The 17,621-nt window shown below is 72.9% G+C and carries 14 protein-coding genes; 6 read left to right on the forward strand and 8 right to left on the reverse strand.

Features of this window, described 5'->3' with window-relative positions:
- The first annotated feature begins 38 nt into the window (after positions 1-38).
- Both asnB and ACH427_RS24295 read left to right on the forward strand, forming a co-directional pair.
- The gene (asnB, locus tag ACH427_RS24290) at positions 39-1,892 is read left to right on the forward strand and encodes an asparagine synthase (glutamine-hydrolyzing) (protein WP_398872439.1); all 1,854 of its coding nucleotides are present in this window, start codon (positions 39-41) and stop codon (positions 1,890-1,892) included.
- Between the two features lie 74 nt (positions 1,893-1,966).
- The gene (locus ACH427_RS24295) at positions 1,967-2,341 is read left to right on the forward strand and encodes a GntR family transcriptional regulator (protein WP_398872441.1); all 375 of its coding nucleotides are present in this window, start codon (positions 1,967-1,969) and stop codon (positions 2,339-2,341) included.
- Positions 2,342-2,509: 168 nt separating this feature from the next.
- Here ACH427_RS24295 and ACH427_RS24300 read toward each other — a convergent pair whose 3' ends face one another.
- Entirely contained in the window at positions 2,510-3,658 is a 1,149-nt protein-coding gene (locus ACH427_RS24300) for a DUF5925 domain-containing protein (protein ID WP_398872525.1), read from the reverse strand.
- Positions 3,659-3,772: 114 nt separating this feature from the next.
- Here ACH427_RS24300 and ACH427_RS24305 point away from each other — a divergent pair, with 114 nt between their 5' ends.
- On the forward strand, positions 3,773-5,179 hold the full coding sequence (locus ACH427_RS24305; protein ID WP_398872443.1) for a xylan 1,4-beta-xylosidase: 1,407 nt from the start codon (positions 3,773-3,775) through the stop codon (positions 5,177-5,179).
- A 62-nt stretch (positions 5,180-5,241) separates the two neighbouring features.
- Here ACH427_RS24305 and ACH427_RS24310 read toward each other — a convergent pair whose 3' ends face one another.
- From ACH427_RS24310 to ACH427_RS24335, 6 genes are all read right to left on the reverse strand, one after another.
- Entirely contained in the window at positions 5,242-9,048 is a 3,807-nt protein-coding gene (locus ACH427_RS24310) for a lipopolysaccharide biosynthesis protein (protein WP_398872445.1), read from the reverse strand.
- Positions 9,041-9,841, reverse strand: coding sequence for a polysaccharide deacetylase family protein (locus tag ACH427_RS24315; protein WP_398872446.1), 801 nt, complete (start codon positions 9,839-9,841; stop codon positions 9,041-9,043). The genes ACH427_RS24310 and ACH427_RS24315 overlap by 8 nt, the downstream gene beginning before the upstream one ends.
- A complete protein-coding gene (locus ACH427_RS24320; protein ID WP_398872448.1) occupies positions 9,838-10,944 on the reverse strand; it encodes a glycosyltransferase family 2 protein in 1,107 nt (368 codons plus the stop codon). The genes ACH427_RS24315 and ACH427_RS24320 overlap by 4 nt, the downstream gene beginning before the upstream one ends.
- Positions 10,941-11,756, reverse strand: coding sequence for a glycosyltransferase family 2 protein (locus ACH427_RS24325; RefSeq protein WP_398872450.1), 816 nt, complete (start codon positions 11,754-11,756; stop codon positions 10,941-10,943). Before ACH427_RS24325 ends, ACH427_RS24320 begins: the two co-directional genes overlap by 4 nt.
- A gap of 411 nt (positions 11,757-12,167) precedes the next feature.
- Positions 12,168-13,262, reverse strand: a complete 1,095-nt coding sequence (locus ACH427_RS24330) for a GNAT family N-acetyltransferase (protein ID WP_398872452.1) — start codon at positions 13,260-13,262, stop codon at positions 12,168-12,170.
- 1 nt (position 13,263) lies between these two features.
- A complete protein-coding gene (locus tag ACH427_RS24335) occupies positions 13,264-13,746 on the reverse strand; it encodes a hypothetical protein (protein WP_398872454.1) in 483 nt (160 codons plus the stop codon).
- Positions 13,747-14,081: 335 nt separating this feature from the next.
- On the opposite strand from ACH427_RS24335, the gene ACH427_RS24340 reads away from it, so the two are divergent.
- Positions 14,082-14,888: an SGNH/GDSL hydrolase family protein gene (locus ACH427_RS24340; protein ID WP_398872456.1), complete on the forward strand. Its 807-nt coding sequence runs from the start codon at positions 14,082-14,084 to the stop codon at positions 14,886-14,888.
- On the opposite strand, the gene ACH427_RS24345 is transcribed toward ACH427_RS24340, so the two are convergent.
- Positions 14,877-16,532, reverse strand: coding sequence for a serine/threonine-protein kinase (locus ACH427_RS24345; RefSeq protein ID WP_398872458.1), 1,656 nt, complete (start codon positions 16,530-16,532; stop codon positions 14,877-14,879). The genes ACH427_RS24340 and ACH427_RS24345 overlap by 12 nt on opposite strands.
- Positions 16,533-16,774: 242 nt before the next feature.
- On the opposite strand from ACH427_RS24345, the gene ACH427_RS24350 reads away from it, so the two are divergent.
- Positions 16,775-17,038, forward strand: coding sequence for a hypothetical protein (locus ACH427_RS24350; RefSeq protein WP_361535206.1), 264 nt, complete (start codon positions 16,775-16,777; stop codon positions 17,036-17,038).
- Positions 17,039-17,360: 322 nt separating this feature from the next.
- A complete protein-coding gene (locus ACH427_RS24355) occupies positions 17,361-17,621 on the forward strand; it encodes a hypothetical protein (protein WP_398872461.1) in 261 nt (86 codons plus the stop codon).

Raw genomic sequence — 17,621 nt, forward strand, 5'->3', positions numbered from 1 at the left:
CCGGCCGGGGCGGCCCAGCGAAGGGGAGCATCGCGAGCATGTGCGGCATCACCGGATGGATCGCCTACGAGCAGGACCTCAACGCAGCGCGCGGCACGCTCGACGCGATGAACGAGACCCACATCTGCCGCGGCCCCGACGCCGGCGGCATATGGCTGGACACCCACGCCGCACTGGGACACCGCCGGCTGTCCATCATCGACCTCGACGGCGGCAAGCAGCCGATGCTCGTCGAGCACGACGGCCGCACCCTGCTCGCCACCACCTACAGCGGCGAGGTCTACAACTTCCGTGAGCTGCGCGCCGAGCTGGAGGGCCGCGGCCACACCTTCCGCACCACCAGCGACACCGAGGTCGTGCTCCACGCCTACCTCGAATGGGGCGAGGCCGCCGCCGAGCGCCTCAACGGCATCTACGCCTTCGCCGTCTGGGACCCGCGCACCGAGGAGCTCCTCCTCGTCCGCGACCGGATGGGCGTCAAGCCGCTCTTCTACTTCCCCACCCGCGACGGCGTGATCTTCGGCTCCGAGCCCAAGTCGATCCTCGCCCACCCCGACGTCCGCCCGGTCGTCGACGCCGAGGGCCTCGCCGAGATGCTGGCCTTCACCAAGACCCCCGGCCACGGCATCTACAAGGGCATGCGCGAGGTGCGGCCCGGCCACACCGTCCGGGTGCGCCGCGGCGGCCTGACCGAGCGCAGCTACTGGGCACTGGAGTCCCACGAGCACACCGACGACCTCGACACCACGGTCGGCCACATCCGCGAGCTGCTGGAGGACATCGTCTCCCGCCAGCTCATCGCCGACGTCCCGCTGTGCACCCTGCTCTCCGGCGGGCTCGACTCCTCCGTCATCACCGCCCTCGCCGCCAAGGGCCTGGCCGACGGCGGCCACGGCCCGGTGCGCTCCTTCGCCGTCGACTTCGCGGGCCAGACCGAGAACTTCAAGGCCAGCGACCTGCGCGGCACCCCCGACGGCCCGTTCGCGCACGCGCTCGCCGAGCACGTACGCGCCGACCACGCCGACATCGTCCTGGACACCGCGACCCTGATGGACCGCGGCAACCGCGACGCCGTGCTGCGCTCCCGCGACCTGCCCGTCGGCTTCGGCCAGGTCGACACCTCGCTCTACCTCCTCTTCAAGGCGATCCGCGAGCACTCCACGGTCGCGCTGTCGGGCGAGTCGGCCGACGAGGTCTTCGGCGGCTACCGCTGGTTCCACGACGCCGAGGCCGTCAACGGAGACACCTTCCCCTGGCTCACCGCCCGCATCTTCGACACCGTCTCCGGCGACGGCAGCGGCGACCGCACCCACTTCCTCGACCCGGGTCTCCTGACCAAGATCGACCTCGCCGGCTACCGCGAGCACCGCTACCGCGAGGCCCTCGCCGAGGTCCCCCGGCTCGCGGGCGAGACCGGCCTCGAGGCCCGCATGCGCGAGATCAGCTATCTGCACCTCACCCGCTTCGTGCAGCTGCTGCTCGACCGCAAGGACCGCGTGAGCATGGCCACCGGCCTGGAGGTGCGCGTGCCCTTCTGCGACCACCGCCTCGTGCAGTACGTCTTCAACACCCCCTGGGCGATGAAGACCTTCGACGGCCGCGAGAAGTCCCTGTTGCGCGCCGCCGCCCGCGACCTGCTCCCCGCCTCCGTCGCCGACCGTGTCAAGAGCCCCTACCCCAGCAGCCAGGACCCCCGCTACCCCGACGTCCTGCGCGCGGAGCTGCGCCGCGTGCTGGCCGACCGGAACAAGCCCGTCCACGCCCTGCTGGACACCGTGGCCGTCACCGGCTCGCTCACCCAGGGCACCGGCGCGGCCTTCCAGTCCACCACCGAGCTCGTCCTCAGCCTCGACACCTGGCTGACCACTTACGGCGCGTCGCTGGAGCTCTGACACCACCCGGGCACGGTGGGACCGCCTGACGCACAATGGGTGACACAACCCTTCGCCGAACCGGGAGTCCCACCGTGGCCCTGCACCTGACCGTCGACCCCGACGCGGCCGAGCCGCCCTTCGAGCAGATCCGCGCCGGCATCGCCGAGCGGGCCCGCTCCGGCGCACTGCCCGTCGGCTACAAGCTCCCGACCGTACGGGGCTTCGCCGAGGAACTCGGCCTCGCGGCGAACACGGTGGCCAAGGCGTATCGCGCGCTCGAAGCGGACGGAGTCACCGAGACCCGGGGCCGCCACGGCACGTTCGTGGCGGCGCCCGGCGACACGGCGGCGCGGGAGGCGGCGGCCGCGGCCGCCGCCTTCGCGCAGCGCGCGCACCGGCTGGGCCTCGACCGCGCCGCCGCCCTGGCCGCCGCCGAGGACGCGCTGCGCGCCACGTACGGCGGCTGAGGCGGCCGGGGAAGCGCTTGAGCAGGCCGGGTGAAGTCCACCGCGGCCCGGCAGCGCCGTGCGGGGGCGCGGGGAGGCGTCGATGTGCGGCTCCGCCGCGGGGGCGCGACCGGCCACGACGGCGCCGCGGACGAACGACGGCACATCACGGTACGTCCGGCGGAACGCTCAGAGATAGAGCCCCGCGTCCTGCCCGTCGTGCTGCGCCGGCACCGACGCCGGCCCCGTCCCCCGCCGCAGGGCGAAGAGCTCCGCGAGCGTCGCGCCGTCCCGCCCCACGCCCTCCTCCCGGCCGAGCCAGGCCACGGACTCCTTGCGCGTCAGCGGGCCCACCTCGATGCGCGCCAGACACCGGCCCGGCCGGACGACCGCGGGGTGCAGCCGCTCCAGATCCTCGTTCGTGGTGACCCCGACCAGGACATTGCGGCCCTGCCCGAGCAGCCCGTCCGTGAGGTTCAGCAGCCGCGAGAGCGCCTGCCCCGCCGTGTGCTTCGCCTCGCCGCGGATCAGCTCGTCGCAGTCCTCCAGCAACAGCAGCCGCCAACGGCCCTTCGCCGAGCCCTCGTCCTCGCCGATCGCGATGTCCATCAGATAGCCGACGTCGTTGAACAGCCGCTCCGGGTCCAGCACGCAGTCGACCTGGCACCAGTCACGCCACGACCGGGCCAGCGTCCGCAGCGCGGACGTCTTGCCGGTGCCCGGCGGACCGTGCAGGAGCAGCAGCCGGCCCGCGATGTCGTCCGGGGTGACCTTCATCAGCCGGTCCATCGCGTCGGCCACCGGCGCCGTGTAGTTGGGCCGCACCTCCTGCCAGGTGCCGGCCGAGATCTGCCGCGTCGTACGGTGCGGGCCGCGCCGGGGCGAGACGTACCAGAACCCCATCGTGACGTGCTCGGGCTGCGGCTCCGGCTCGTCCTCCGCGTCGTCCACGGCCTGGCCCAGCACCTTCCCGGCCAGGTCGTCGCTGACCGCCGTCACGGACACGTCCGCGCCGCGGTTCCAGCGGGAGATCAGCAACGTCCACCCGTCGCCCTCGGCGAGCGTCGCGCTGCGGTCCTCGTCCCGCGCGGCACGCACCACGCTCGCCGAGGGCGGCAGCAGCGAGGCGCCGGGCTTCACACGGTCCACGGAACGGCTGCGCGCGTACGGCTGTTCCCCGGTGGCGAACCGGCCCAGGAACAGCGCGTCGATGACATCGGACGGCGAATCGCTGTCGTCCACGTTCAGCCGGAGCGGGAGCGATTTCTCCGCGGGGGTGGGGGCCGGGGCGGTGGGCAGGATCTGCCTCCTGGCTTCGGGACGGACATCGGCGCACATGCCGCCCATGATCCGGCACCGGAGTCTCTTGCGCACACAGGTTTTTCCCGGTTGCGCCCGTGTTCGCGCGGAAGCCGCCGCACATCGGTCCACCCGTGGATACCCTTGCCCGTGATGGCACGTCATGGGGCACCTCGGGCGTTTTTCTCTCGGACAGGGCGGTGGCGGGTCGCCGCACTGCTCGTGAGCGGCGTGCTGGCGCTCGTGGTGCTGGTCGCCGTCCTCAGCGGCGGCTGGGACGGCGGTGGCGGATCCGGCGGCCCGGGCGGGCCCGGCGGTTCGGACGGCGACCGGGGCGGTGGCGGCGCGGCCGCCCTGGGCTTCGGCTTCACCCACACCCAGTACAGCGCCGACCACGGCGACGACGGCGCCCGCGCCGCGGCGGCCAAACTGCTCGCGGGCGCGCCCCTGCCGCAGAACCAGCACATCATGGGCTGGGGTGTGGACAACCCCGAACCCAAGCCAGGCACGTACAACTTCGGGGACCTCGACCGGCGCGTCGCCCTCATGCGCAAGACCGGCGCGACCCCCGTCCTCACGCTCTGCTGCGCACCCGACTGGATGAAGGGCGGCACCGCGGGCGCGACCGACTGGTCGCAGAAGTCCCTGGAGAAGGCGCCGCTGCCCAGCCACTACAAGGACTTCGCCCAGCTCGTCGGCGTGATCGCCAAGCGCTATCCGGACGTCCGCCACTTCGTCGTGTGGAACGAGTTCAAGGGCTTCTTCGACGAGTCCAGGAACCGCTGGGACTACGAGGGCTACACCCAGCTCTACAACCTGGTCTACGCGGAGCTGAAGAGACAGAACGCCCGCAATCTCGTCGGCGGACCCTACATCAACGTGGACAGCCATCCCCCCGACAACGCCACCAACGCCTCCTCCCTGCGCGGTGCCTGGGGTTCGGTCGACCAGCGCTCCGTGGACGCGATCTCCTACTGGAATACGCACAAGAAGGGCGCGGACTTCGTCTCGGTCGACGGGGCCAGCTACACGCGCGAGAACGACCGGCTGCTGCCCGACGAGTTCGGCGCCACCCGGAAGTTCGCCGACGTGACCGCCTGGCTGGCCAGAACCACCGGCCTGCCGGTGTGGTGGTCCGAGTGGTACGTCGAGCCGCCCGACGCCAACGACAACCGCAACGGCTGGACGGAGGAGCACCGCACGGCCGTGCAGGCCGTGGCGATGCAGCAGCTGGCCGGGGCCGGGGCCGCGACCGCGTTCTACTGGAACCCGGAGTCGAGAACAGCCGACTGCCCCGGCTGCCTGTGGCGCAGCACCGAACTGCCGGACGGCGGCACCGCACTGCCCATGCTGGACCTGCTGGCACGCTTCGCGAAGTCCTTCCCGGCGGGCACGCGGTTCCACTCCGTGGACGTCACGGGGGCGGACGCGGGAACCGTACGCACCCTGGCGTCGGACACCACGATCCTGGCCGTGAACACGCAGAACCGGGCGCTGACCGCGACGGTGGACGGCCACACGCTCGACCTCGGGCCGTACGAGGTGCGGTGGCTGGGCTGACCACCCCTCAGGCCGGACCGCTCGGGCCGGACCACTCGGGCCCGTCCCGGGGAACGGGTGGCCTACGAGATCGTCGCCATGCGGGTCACCAGGGACACCAGCAGGACCACCAGCAGTGGCAGCGCGAACCAGTAGGAGCTCTGGAGCCAGCGCAGCTGGCGGACTCCGGGGCGGCCCACCACCCGCAGCACCTCGCGCGCGGACAGGAGCAGCAGCAGCGCCACCGCCGCCAGCGCACCGATCACCGAGACCGGTGTCCACGTCACGATCGGGCCGGGCGGGCCCGGGCGGGGCCGTGGGGCCTCGCCCGCGGGCGGGTTCTTCAGTGCGTAGAGCACCGCGTCGTCGTTGGACAGCACCCGCCGCAGCTCCGGCCGGCCGTCCAGGGCGTGCCGCACCCGGGCATCCCAGTCCGGCGCGTAGCCGGAGTCGAGCTGGAGATAGACCGACTGGCCGCTGTTCACCATGATGTACGCCCGGGGCCCGGCCTTTCGCAGCGCGGCCACCAGGTCGTCCACCCGCGCCGGGTCGCGGGGCGCGAGCGTCGGGTCGTAGAGCACCCGCTCCATGTCGCGGCTGCCCCAGGGCATGGCGGGCGTGACGTTCTTGACGGTGTCGTTGCTCATCCACAGCAGGTGCACCGTCGGCTTGTCGTGCGCGTACACAAAGTTCATCGCGGCGACCTCGCCGGGCCGCACCCGCTCGAAGGACTCGTTGCCCCAGCGGGCCACCAGGAAGCCGAAGACGAGGACGAGCCCGGCGACCAGTGCGGCCACCGGCCCCAGCACGCCGCTGCGCGCCGTCGCGCGCGTGCGCGGGAAGAGCGCGAGCGCGGCCAGGACGCAGGCGCCCGGCACGGCGAACAGGAAGACACGCAGGGCGACTTCACCGCCGTACGACTGCATCCCGAACGCGAGGAACGGCACCGCCGTGAGCAGCAGCAGCGCCACGTCGCCGATCCCGGAGCGGCGGCGGCGCCACCACCCGAGCGCGGCGAACGCCAGTACCCCGCCCGCCAGCGCCACCCGGACGTACAGCACCAGCTTGTGCGTGGCGCTGCCGCCCTCGATGCGGCCCGAGACCGACGAGGAGACATTGCCGCCCAGGGAGCCCAGGCCGCCGAAGAGCTCGTCGAAGTGGCCCGACCAGTAGGGCTCCGCGAGGAAGCCCACCCACACCGCGACCATCACCGCGCACAGCAGCGGCAGCCCGCGCAGCGTGCAGCGCCGGGTGACGACCAGCGCGGTCACCACCCCCAGCATCACGAACGGGGTGAGCTGGTGGCTCGCGACCGACGCGGCGAACACCGCGAGCACCACCGCGAGCAGGACCCCCAGCTCCCCGCGGCCCGCGGGCGCGACCTCCGCCTCGCCCGGCAGCAGCTTCCCGCGCAGCTGCCGCGGCCAGCGGAACCACACCAGCAGCACGGCCACGAACAGCAGATACAAGAGGTAGTTGAGCGCCTGCGGCGAGAAGTAGTCCTGGCCCACCCAGCCGCACAGCACGAACAGCCAGGCCGCCGTCCACTTCGCCCGCCACCCCGCCCGCACGGCCCGCAGCAGCAGGGCCAGCGGTGCCAGGCTCAGCAGCTGCACGGTCAGCGGCCACCAGCGCAGCACCCCGGAGAGGTCGCTCACCCCGCAGGCCCGCGCGACGAACGCGGCGGCGGCGAAGAAGCCCGGCCAGCTCCAGCGGGCGTCGAGGTCGGGCGCCGCCACCCCCGCGCGGTCGATGAAGTCGATGAACCCCAGGTGCTGCCAGGCCGTCGCGAAGCGCGGCTGCGCCTCCAGCACGGCGGGCGCGGCGTGCAGGGAGACCACGGTCAGCAGCAGCACCGCGGTCAGCAGCCACCGGCGCTGCCGGGCAAGCCCCAGGGCGGCGGCGAACGACACGATCAGCAGGGCGGCGCCCACCAGCGTCGCCACGGGCAGCACGGACACCAGCCCGAGCCCGCCCATGCCGTCCAGGCCGGACTCGCCGAGGGAGGCCAGCGGGGTCCAGTAGAGCGCGAGGGCACCGAGGAGGAGCAGCCAGATCCCCGGCTCGGGCCGCCGCCACCAGGGGCCGGCCGGGCGGGGAAGTGGCCCTTCCGCGGCCGGCTTCGCTACGGGTGGCCGCGGCGCCGCCTGGCCCTCGGCGGGCCGCGCCTCGGCCGGGGCGGTCGTGGCCGGTGCCGCCGGCCCGGGCTCCGCCTCGGCCGGGGCGGCGTCCGCAGGCTTCGGCAGCGGCGGCGGCACCGAGGACAGCGCCATCCCGTCCGGCGTGTGCCGGAGATCGGGGCGCCGCTCCAAGTGGTCGAAGTCCAACCGCACCCCCAGGGGCATCGTGTCCGCGTCGAGCGCCGCTCTCAGCGCCCAGCGCGTGCCGTACCGCCCATCGCGCCGCCCGCCGTCCGAGGCCGTCCGGGCCGCTAAGGCCCGCCCGAGCCCCCGCCGGGCCGGGCGCGTCCCGCCGGGGGCGTCCCGCCGGTCACCGCGCGCCGCGAGATCCGCGAGGTCACCGTCGGGCGCCACATCGGGGGCGTAGGCCACCGGGGGGACGGCCCGCGGCGTCGCTGCCTTGAGGATCCTGCGCAGCCTGACCGCGGAGATGGAGACGATCACCGCGAGGCTGGAGATCTCCGCGACCCCGGCGCCCGTGAGGCCCATCCGGGGCAGGAGCAGCAGCGTCAGGCCCAGCACCAGGACGCACAACAGGCCCTGGAGATAGGCGAGTCCGGCCGTGCGGCTCTGCGCCCGCAGCACCGCGAAATAGGTCTCCATGACCACCCGCAGCGCCGCCCCCACCGCGAACCAGCGCAGCAGCGGCGTCGCCGCGTCCGCGTAGCCCTGGCCGAAGACCCGCAGGATGTACGGCGCGAGGACGAACAGCAGCACACAGACCGGCACCATGATCTTCGCCATCCGGCGCAGCGCCGCCCGGCAGTTCTCCGCCAGCCGCGCCGGGTCGTGCGAGCCCTCGACCGTGAGGGAGGCGCCCATGTTGATGGCGAGCAGGTTGGTGGTGCCGCCGATGGTGGTGGTGATGTAGAAATACGCGTTGTCCGTGGAGCTGACCTGCGAGGCGATGATCACCGGCACCAGATAGACCACGGCCAGCGAGAACAGCGACCCCGTGTAGTCCCCGGCGAGGAAGCGCCCCATCTCGCGGTACGACGCGGTCCGCGCCGTCGCCTCGGTCGCCGCCACATGCCGGGGCACCAGCCGCCGGAAGACCAGCCACCCCAGCGGCAGCACCGAGACACCGATGGAGACGACCCAGGAGACGAACACCCCGGACGTCGGCAGCGCCGCCGACACCCCCACCAGCAGGGCCAGCTTCACGGCCGAGAAGACCGTATTGCCCACCGGCACCCAGAAGGCGCTGCGCAGCCCGGTCAGCACCCCGTCCTGCAAGGTGAGCACCGACCAGGCGGCGACCGCGATGACGAAGCCGAAGCCGTGCAGGGGCCCGTGCAGGAAGCGGTAGGAGGGGCCCCAGAGGTTGAGCGTGAGCAGGAAGACCGTCGCGGCCAGCGCGACGACCACCGAACTCCCCGCGTACGTACGGAAGACGAGCCGCCCCGTCGTCCGGCCGGCCGTGGGGATGAAGCGGGCCAGCGCCCCCGTCAGGGTGACCGCGGTGAGCCCCGCCAGGAGCTTCATCGCGGCGATGGCCGCGGAGCCCTGGCCGACCGCCTCCTCGGAGTAGTACCGGGCGGCGACCAGCCAGTAACCCACACCGAGGACGGCGCTGATGCCCGTGTTGAGCATCAGCGCGAAGGCGTTGCGGAACAGCGGACTTCCGCCGCCCCGCCCCGGCAGCCGCAGCCTGCGGCCGGCCGGCCCCTCCGTCTCCCGTTCCTCGGTGCGGGTGGACGTGTCAGACACGGGCTTCGCTTGCCTTCCTGATGACTTGTCGGGTTCTGCGATATATGGCGTACCCCTTGGTCAGCGTGCGGTCCCGGACGAAGAGCCGGCCGAGTGACCGGCCCTCGACGAGCCGCGCGAACTCGCCGAGCCCGGTCGAGCGCCGCACCGTGACCCGCTCCAGGGCGTACGGCCCCTGCGGGCGCGCGGCGAGGGTGTTGCCCACGGCCAGCGAGACGCTGAAGCCCGCCGCCCGGACCGTGCGCCGCACCCGGCGGTCGGAATAACCGTAGGGATAGGCGAAGGACACCGGTGGGCGCCCCAGCTCACCCGCAAGGATCTCCCGGCACCGCTGCACCTCGAACCACAGCCGTTCATCGGCCAGTTGATCGAGCTGCGGGTGGGTGTGGCTGTGCCCGCCGATCTCCACCCCCGCCGCGACCAGCTCCCGCACCTGGTCCCAGGTCAGCATGAGGTCGAGCGCGCCGCCCGTCTCGTGCTCCCCGCGCAGCCACCCCGTGGACGCGAAGAGCGTCGCGGTGAAGCCGTGCTCCACGAGCGCGGGGAGGGCGTGCCGGTGCACGCCCTCGTAACCGTCGTCGAAGGTGATCAGGACGGGCTTCGGCGGCAGCACGGCGCTGGTCCGCCAGGCGGCGGCGAGCTGCTCGGCCGTCAGCGGGGTGAACCCGCGTTCGGCCAGCAGCCGCATCTGCCCCGCGAACGACTCGGGGGAGACCGACAGGCCGTACGTCTCGCGCGCGGGGGTCTCCGCCACGGCGTGGTACATCAGTATCGGCACCGTCTCCGCGCTCATGCGGTGGCCTCCTCGGCGGGAGGGCCCGCTGCCGGGCCGTTCGGACCGTGTCCACCGTGCGGCTCCTCGGCCGGTGTGCCGCCCCCGGCCACCGCCGCGACCGCGAACCGGGCACCGCCGCGACGGGCCCGCAGGGTGCCGAGGGCGTAGCCTCCCACCGTCACCGCGAGCCCGGCCACGATCGCCCCGGCCCGGCCCGCGCCCCCCGGCCTGCCGAGCAGGGCGTCCCGCACCCCGCGCGCGACGCCCGCGGGCAGCACGCGCGTGGTGTAGCGGCGCTCCGAGGCCAGCCCGGAGCGCGTCCCCACGCTCCGGGTGACCAGGGCCTTGGACAGCCCCTCGGCATACGCCCGCTGACGGAAATAGCGGAAGCGCTCCCGCGCGGCGGGCACCCGGTGGTGGATCACCGACCGGTCGTCGATCAGCAGCACCGCCTCCGGCACGGCCCGGGTCAGCCGGATGCACAGCTCCGTCTCCTCGCCGCCCAGCGGCAGCCGGTCGCCGTCCCGGCCGATGCCGCTGGCGAACCCGCCGGCCAGGGTGAACGCCAACCTGCGGAAGGAGGCGTTGCCGCCGAGGATGTTGCGCACCCGGACCTGGCCGGGCGCGAGCCCGCGGTAGGAGCAGCCGACGACCCAGTCGAACTCCTCGGGGAACCAGGCCGGCCTGCGCCGCGACTCCCACACCGGCTCCGTACGGCCGCCGACCGCCATCACGCGCGGGTCGGTGTAGGCCGAGGCGAAGTGGCGCAGCCAGTCCCGCTCGGCGACCGCGTCATCGTCCAGGAACGCGATCACCTCGCCGGAGGAGGCGGCGATGCCGGTGTTGCGGCCCGCCGAGAGGCCGCGGGGGCCCGTGTTGGCGAGCACCCGCACCCCGGCCGTCGCACCGGCGCCGTCGTCGCCGTAGCGCTTGGCGAGACGGCGCAGCAGCGCGTCGTTGTGGTCGACGACGACCAGGGTCTCCAGCGCGGGCCAGGACTGGTCGCGCACCGAGGCCACCGCGGCGAGGATGTCGTCCCAGCGGTCCTCGGTGTAGACGCAGATGACCACGGAGACGTCCGGTGCGCCGGCCGGGGGGCCAGGGGGTGGGCTGCTGCTCAAGAGACTTCCCTGCGGTTGGCCGCCGGCGCGATGGCGAGGCGGTGCGGGCGCCGGCGACGGGCCCCGTGCTCCTTGAGAATGACCTTCAGGACCCGCAGCCCGTCGCGCACGGCACGGAGATTGCTGGTGCCGTGGATGCGCACGAACTCATGGCTGGGGATCTCCTGGACGCGCAGTCCGGCCTTGACGACTCTGATGTTCATCAGGGTCTCGACCTCGAACCCCGCGCAGTCCAGGGCGATTTCATCGAGGCAGTGCTTCCAGAAGGCGTTGTAGCCGTAGCACAGATCGGTGTAGCGGGCGCCGAACTTGTGGTTGACGAGGGAGCACAGGACGCGGTTGCCGAGCTTGCGGATCGGTGTCATGTCATCGGTGCCGCCGCCGTTGGCGAAGCGGGACCCCTTGGCGAAGTCCGCGCCGCCGACGAGGGCGGAGACATAGGTGACGATCTCATTGCCGTCCGCGGAGCCGTCCGCGTCGACCATCACGATGATCTCGCCCGTGCAGGCGGCGAAACCCGTGATCAGGGCGTCGCCCTTGCCCTTGCCGCGCTGCTCGACGACCTTGACGTCGGGCCACAGGCCCCGGGCGACGGCGATGGTGTCGTCGGTGGAATTGCCGTCCACGAGGACGACCTCGTGGATCCAGGCCGGCAGCGTCTTGAAGACGTACGGGAGGTTCTCCGCCTCGTTCATGGCGGGGATGACCACGCTCACCGGGGGCGCTATCGCCAGGTGAGAGCTCACCGGGCGGTAATGGCCGGCGGGCGGCGCCGGCTCCTGATCTGTCGCAGGGCGAAGGAAAGAACTCATGAGTCGGATTTCCCTCTCGTCCGGTGGACCGCCCCCCGGCGGTCCAATGGCTGATCCGGTTCGAAAAGGGGGTACTCGCCTCGCCCGCCACTGCGTGAAGCACCGTACGGACAGGGAGAGTTGACAACGAAGACCGGTCGCGTGGCGTGCGACCCTGCGACCGTGACTACCGAACGCGGCACCCCCCACCGCGCCCCGCCTCCGACACCATCGCGGCGCTTGAGCCCTCCCCTTGAGCCGCTGTAACTGATGGGCCGATGCGGGTGGATGTACGACGGTATTGATGCTTGAGACTGTATGGCAAGAGCTGGTGCGGTGACTCCTCCTTTGGGTGTTTTTTGCGCCCGTTTCATACGCCCGGTTGACGGAGTGCGCCGTAGGCGGCGCACTCGGAGGCGCGCGCCCGCGCCCTCAACTCCCTTCGCGGAACCGCCCCATGCGCTTGAGCAGCCGGTCCGCCTGCTCGAAGAGCTCCGGTCGTGCCAGCACGGTGTTGCGCAGTGCCCGCACCGGCGCGCGCCGGGCCCGGTGTCCCAGCGCGACGGGGTGATGGCGCGTCACCCACCCCTCGGAGACGCTGAGTTCGCGTGTCTTGAGGGAGTTCTTGTACGCCTTGTCGCCGCGGCCCAGATCCAGATAGGCCACGCCCGTGGCCGCGGCCCCCTCGGCCATCCGCAGGTGCAGCACCAGACCCGGCGAGTATTTGGCGAACGCCGGGTCGTACGCCGGGAACCAGCAGGCGAGCACCGGGCCCGAGCGCAGCCCGAAGTGCGCCGCGACCGGCTGCTCGCCGGCGTAGAGCACCGAGAGCAGCCCGCCGAACGACGCGCCGCGGGTGTGGAAGAGCTGTTCCACCAGATGGGAGATCCAGGGACGCGCGAAGCGGTCGCTGCGCCCCGTTCTTCGGTACTGCGCGGACTTCCAGCCGATCAGGGTGCGCAGCACGGCCGGGTCGCGCTCGTCGTGCACATAGCGCACCTCGCCGAGGTCCCGGCCGAGCTTGCGCTCCTTGGCGAGGGTGGTGCGGGTGAACTTCGGCGACTGCTTGCGCAGTGCCGCCAGATAGGAGTCGAAGCCCTGCTCGACGTCGATCACGGGCGAGCCGTACGACCCGGAGGCGCCGGCCTCGAAGGGCTTCTGGCCCTCCACCAGGTGATCGAATTCCCATACCGAGAGCCCGCACGCGAGCAGTAACTCCCGTGCGTCCCACTGGAATCCGGGCCGGTGGACCAGCCCCTGGGCGTCCGAGACGCCCAGGCCGATGGCCCGGCCCACGCCCAGCGGGGAGCGCTGGTAGGGGAAGAAGGCCACCGGCTCGCCCTCCTCCCGTACGACCGCGACCCGCACCCCGTGCCGGCAGCGGCCGACGGCCATGGCGAACTCCGGTGCCAGGAAGGGGTTCGCCAGCTGCGGCGAGCCGTCCTCGAAGGCCCGCGACTGCAAGGCGGACCAGGCCGCCCGGTCCGCCGCGGTGAGCTCGCCGGGGCGGTACACACTGATGTTCACGTCAGGAAGCCCGGTTTTTCGCCGCGCGGCCCCGCCGGTGCCGCGCGTGGGCCAGCAGGAACAGCAGGAGGCTGACGGCCGCGACCGCGGCGACGCCACCCCGCACTGTCCAGGCGTGCAGCGCGAGCATGACCTGCGCGATCAGCAGGTCGACGGCGACGGCGCCGCCGGCCGCCACCACGGCCCGGCTGAGCGGGTCGAGGCCGCGCAGGGCGGTCCCGACGGCACACGCCGGCGCCACTATCAGGAAGAACAGGGTGAAGGGCGCGCGCAGCGGCGAGCCGATGTCGGCGAGCGCGAGCGCGGCGCCCACGCCCCCGATGGCCGTCGCGGCCCCCGCGATCATGGGGAGGGAGTCCCCGGCCGACGGCATCCCGCCCGCGGTGGTGTACTCCCGGGCCGCGGCGGCGGCCCCGCCGGGCGCGCGGGGCCCGGAGGACTCGTCGGATTCGGAAAGCTCAGACAGATCGGTCAGCTCGCTCACGCCAGTTGGATCGGTGAGACCGGTGGGATCAGTGAAGCTCTGCATTGGCGACTTTGCCCCCCGAAGCGCCGGATGCCAAGTTTCAATGTCGCGCAATCGGCGGAGGCACGTCAAGATGTGAAGGCCGTGCATACAGACTCCGGTTACGCCATAGGGGAGCGAACCGGAGCCTTTCCGTCAGGACGGCCCTCACCGGAATCTGTCGATCCGTCAGAAGATCTCCACGAGACGATCGTCAACCATTCACCTATCCCATGGTTTTGACATGGACACTTCCATCGCATGCGGGTGACTGCTACCACGGAGTGAGCAGCGCCCCTGGTAAAGGAGGTTCCATGAAACTGGCCAGAGTCGTGGGTTCCGTATCCGCGCTGGCGCTCACCGCCACCCTCGCCCTGCTCGGCGCCGGGCCCGTCCAGGCCGCCGGGAAGACCGCAACTCCCGGCTATGTGGCCCTCGGCGACTCCTACTCGGCCGGTGTCGGGGCCGGTGACTACGACGCGGCGAGCGGTTCGTGCAAGCGCAGCGCCAAGGCGTACCCCGAGCTCTGGGCCGCCGCGCACGCCCCCGCGAGCTTCGCGTTCACCGCGTGCTCCGGCGCCCGAACGGGTGATGTTCTCAGCGGGCAGCTCGGCCCGCTCAACGCCTCCACCGGGCTCGTGAGCATCACCATCGGCGGCAACGACGCGGGCTTCGCGGACACCATGACCACCTGCGTGCTCAGCATGGAGAGCGTCTGCCTGGACCGCATCGCCCAGGCCCGCGCCTACATCCAGAACACGCTGCCCGGCCGGCTGGACGGCGTCTACTCCGCCATCAGTGCCAAGGCGCCCTCGGCCCGCGTCGTCGTCATCGGCTACCCGCGCTTCTACAAACTCGACGGGAGCTGCTTCGGCGGGCTCAGCGAGAACGTGAGATCCGCGGTCGACGACGCGGCCGACGCCATCGACGCCGTCATCGCCGAGCGCGCCGCCGATCATGGCTTCGCCTACGCCGACGTCAACACCACCTTCAGCGGCCACGAGATCTGCTCCGGCAGCCCCTGGCTCAACAGCGTGGCCTTCCCCGTCGACGAGTCCTATCACCCGACCGCCTCCGGCCAGGCCGAGGGCTACCTGCCCGTCTTCGCCTCAGCCGCCTGATCCGTACGTACCGCCGTACCCGCCGCCGCCCGGGGTCGAGCCGCCCGCGGAAGGTGACCGGCCCGGCGAGCTCGAAGGACCGGACGACACCGACGGACTGTTCGGCGACGGCTTGTCGCACCGCACCGTGAACGACACATGAGAGGAGGTCAGCCGCTGCGGGCTCTTGACCTCGACGGCGATCCAGTCGTCACCCGCGTCCGAAGGGCCGCGGTCCGACTCCACATGGCTGAAGGTCTGTGTGCGGGCGGTGGTGAAGTGGAGTGTCCGCCAGCCGCCGTCCGTGACCTTGCCGCTGCCCGTCACCCAGCGGTAGACGACGTCCACCGGGGCCCGGCCCACGGCGACGGACGCCCGGAACGACGGCGCGGCCCCCGCCGACGGCGGGCAGGCGCCGGTGTACTGGTCGCGCTGCGCCACGACCGTGACGCGCACCCCGTAGTCGGCGGAGTCGCCGGGCGAGGCGGCGGAGCTCCCGGAGCCGGTGGACGGGGGCACGCCCGCGTTCCGGCTGTCGGCCGAGGAGGCTCCGCTCGCGGCCGCCGTACCGCCGGAGTCACCGCCGCCGCGGGTGAGCGCCCACACCAGGCCGCCCACCAGCAGCGCGGCCACCAGCGCCGCGGTGACGAGCACCAGGAGGGTCCGCCGGTGCTGCCTGTCGCCGGGACCGGGCTGCGGCTCCGGGGCGCCGGGCGCGGTGCCGAAACCCGGGGGAGGGGTGCGGGGCCCGGTGGCGTAGGGCGGCGGGGCGGCCGGACGCGCGGGGACCGTCGGCGCGTGGGACAGGTCCGCGCCGGGCTGCCCGCCCGCGACGGCGCGCAGCATCCGCTCCGCCTCCTCGGCCCCGAGCCGCCGCTCCGGCTCCTTGCGCAGCAGTCCTTCCAGTACGGGCGTGAGCGCGCCCGCGCCGCGCGGCGGCGGGAGTTCCTGGTCCACCACCGCCCTGATCGTGCTCAGCGGGGTGTCCTGGCGGAACGGCGAGAAGCCCTCCACCGCGGCGTAGAGCGTCACGCCCAGCGACCAGAGGTCCGAGGCGGGGCCGGGCGGCCGCCCGAGCGCCCGCTCGGGGGCCAGGTATTCGGGCGAGCCCACCAGCTCGCCGGTCCGCGTCAGCGCGGAGCTGCCCGCGACCGTCGCGATGCCGAAGTCGGTGAGGACCACCCGGCCGTCGTTCGCCAGCAGGACGTTGCCCGGCTTCACATCGCGGTGCAGCACCCCCACCTGATGCGCGGCCCGGAGCGCGGCGACCGTCTCCGCGCCGATGTGCGCCGCGCGCGCGGGCGTGACGGACCCCTCCGCTTCCAGGACATCGGCGAAGGAGAGGCCACGGATCAGCTCCATGACGATCCAGGGGCGGCCGTCCTCGGTCACCACGTCGTAGACGGTGACGACACCGGGGTGGGATATGCGGGCCGCGGCCCGGCCCTCGCGCTCCATCCGGGCGTAGAGCTGCCGCACCTCGTGGTCGAGCAGCCCGGCCGGTGCCCGCACCTCCTTCACGGCCACCTCGCGGTCGAGCACCTCGTCCCGCGCCCGCCAGACCACGCCCATACCACCCTGGCCGAGCCGGTCCAGCAGCCGATACCGGTCCGCCACCCACCGCTCGCCCTGGCCGCCGTACCCGGCTCCGGAATTCCCGCTCATCGACGGGCCCCCTCCCGCAAGAGAGCAATTCGGGGTGAATGTACCGCAACGGAGCGTGATTGCCCCCCGTTCCGCGCATTCCGGCCCGCATCAACTCGCGCCCAGTAACGGCAGGTTCACGCCAGGTTCGTCAACGCCCTTGACGGAGTGGTGAATACGGCCTGCCGATGCGCGGGTGACGGAATGGGGCGGTAGGGTTACTCTGCCTGGGCCGGGGTGCCTCGTACGGGTGGGGAGTTTCGATGGATCAGATAGCGATGCGCGGCAGGGCACGAGTGCCTGCCATCAACTGCAACAGCGGTGCGACCAGTGCGCGCCTCGACCGCCATCTCGCGGTGCTGGGCGGACCCGCCCTGCCGCAGCGGGAGGTCGAGAACGCGACCCTGCTGATGCGGGAGCTGACCGCGCGTGACCGCGTGGCGGCCAAGCAGAGCAGGACCGCCAAGGTCTCGCTCCTGGCACCGCTCAGACGACTGCGCCGATCGCTCTTCGGCAACCACGGCTGACCCGGACCCCGGCCCGGATCGCGTAAGCCGCCCACCACACCGACCCGGCTCAGCGCCGTCGGCCGTATGCCCTCTCCCCAGGGCGGGCCGATCGGCGCTGTAGCATGCCCGGGGCCGACGGTGCCTTGAGGCCGCGTCGCGCCCGTACCGTCGGCGGCACGAAGACCGCAGGCAGGCCCGCCGCCCGGCCGAGCGCCGCCGCGACGGTGTGGGCCACCGGCCAGGAGACGCCGGGGGCGGCCCGCCGTTGCCGAAGAGGTCCCGGCCGCGGTGACCAGCGCTGACGGGGTTCCACTCGGCCACCGTCCGCGGCCATCTCGGCATGCCCGCGGTCGGCACATGGGCGTCCGGGATCAGCGGGAGCACGAACGCGCGGGCGTCCAGCTGTCCCGCCGCCTCCTCGCCGCCCACCACCAGCCCGGCGCAGTGCCCCACCCAGGCCGTGGCCGGCCGGAAGAGCGGCAGCGGGGAGAGCGCCGACGTGGTGGCCGGTCCGCCCTGGTCGCGGCCGGGCGTCGACCGGCTGTCGGGCAGGGCGAGCGTGGTCGTGCGGCGGCCTCCTCGGCGGCGGTGGGTGCGGTGA

It is taken from the genome of Streptomyces sp. NPDC020379, from assembly GCF_044387105.1.
Lineage (GTDB): Bacteria > Actinomycetota > Actinomycetes > Streptomycetales > Streptomycetaceae > Streptomyces.

What these genes read in the sequence shown, in the direction of transcription:
- asnB (WP_398872439.1), top strand. Translation starts at nt 39, where the DNA reads ATGTGCGGCATCACCGGATGGATCGCCTACGAGCAGGACCTCAACGCA.
- ACH427_RS24300 (WP_398872525.1), bottom strand. Translation starts at nt 3,658, where the DNA reads ATGTGCGCCGATGTCCGTCCCGAAGCCAGGAGGCAGATCCTGCCCACC.
- ACH427_RS24305 (WP_398872443.1), top strand. Translation starts at nt 3,773, where the DNA reads ATGGCACGTCATGGGGCACCTCGGGCGTTTTTCTCTCGGACAGGGCGG.
- ACH427_RS24315 (WP_398872446.1), bottom strand. Translation starts at nt 9,841, where the DNA reads ATGAGCGCGGAGACGGTGCCGATACTGATGTACCACGCCGTGGCGGAG.
- ACH427_RS24325 (WP_398872450.1), bottom strand. Translation starts at nt 11,756, where the DNA reads ATGAGTTCTTTCCTTCGCCCTGCGACAGATCAGGAGCCGGCGCCGCCC.
- ACH427_RS24340 (WP_398872456.1), top strand. Translation starts at nt 14,082, where the DNA reads ATGAAACTGGCCAGAGTCGTGGGTTCCGTATCCGCGCTGGCGCTCACC.
- ACH427_RS24345 (WP_398872458.1), bottom strand. Translation starts at nt 16,532, where the DNA reads ATGAGCGGGAATTCCGGAGCCGGGTACGGCGGCCAGGGCGAGCGGTGG.
- ACH427_RS24350 (WP_361535206.1), top strand. Translation starts at nt 16,775, where the DNA reads ATGGATCAGATAGCGATGCGCGGCAGGGCACGAGTGCCTGCCATCAAC.
- ACH427_RS24355 (WP_398872461.1), top strand. Translation starts at nt 17,361, where the DNA reads ATGCCCGCGGTCGGCACATGGGCGTCCGGGATCAGCGGGAGCACGAAC.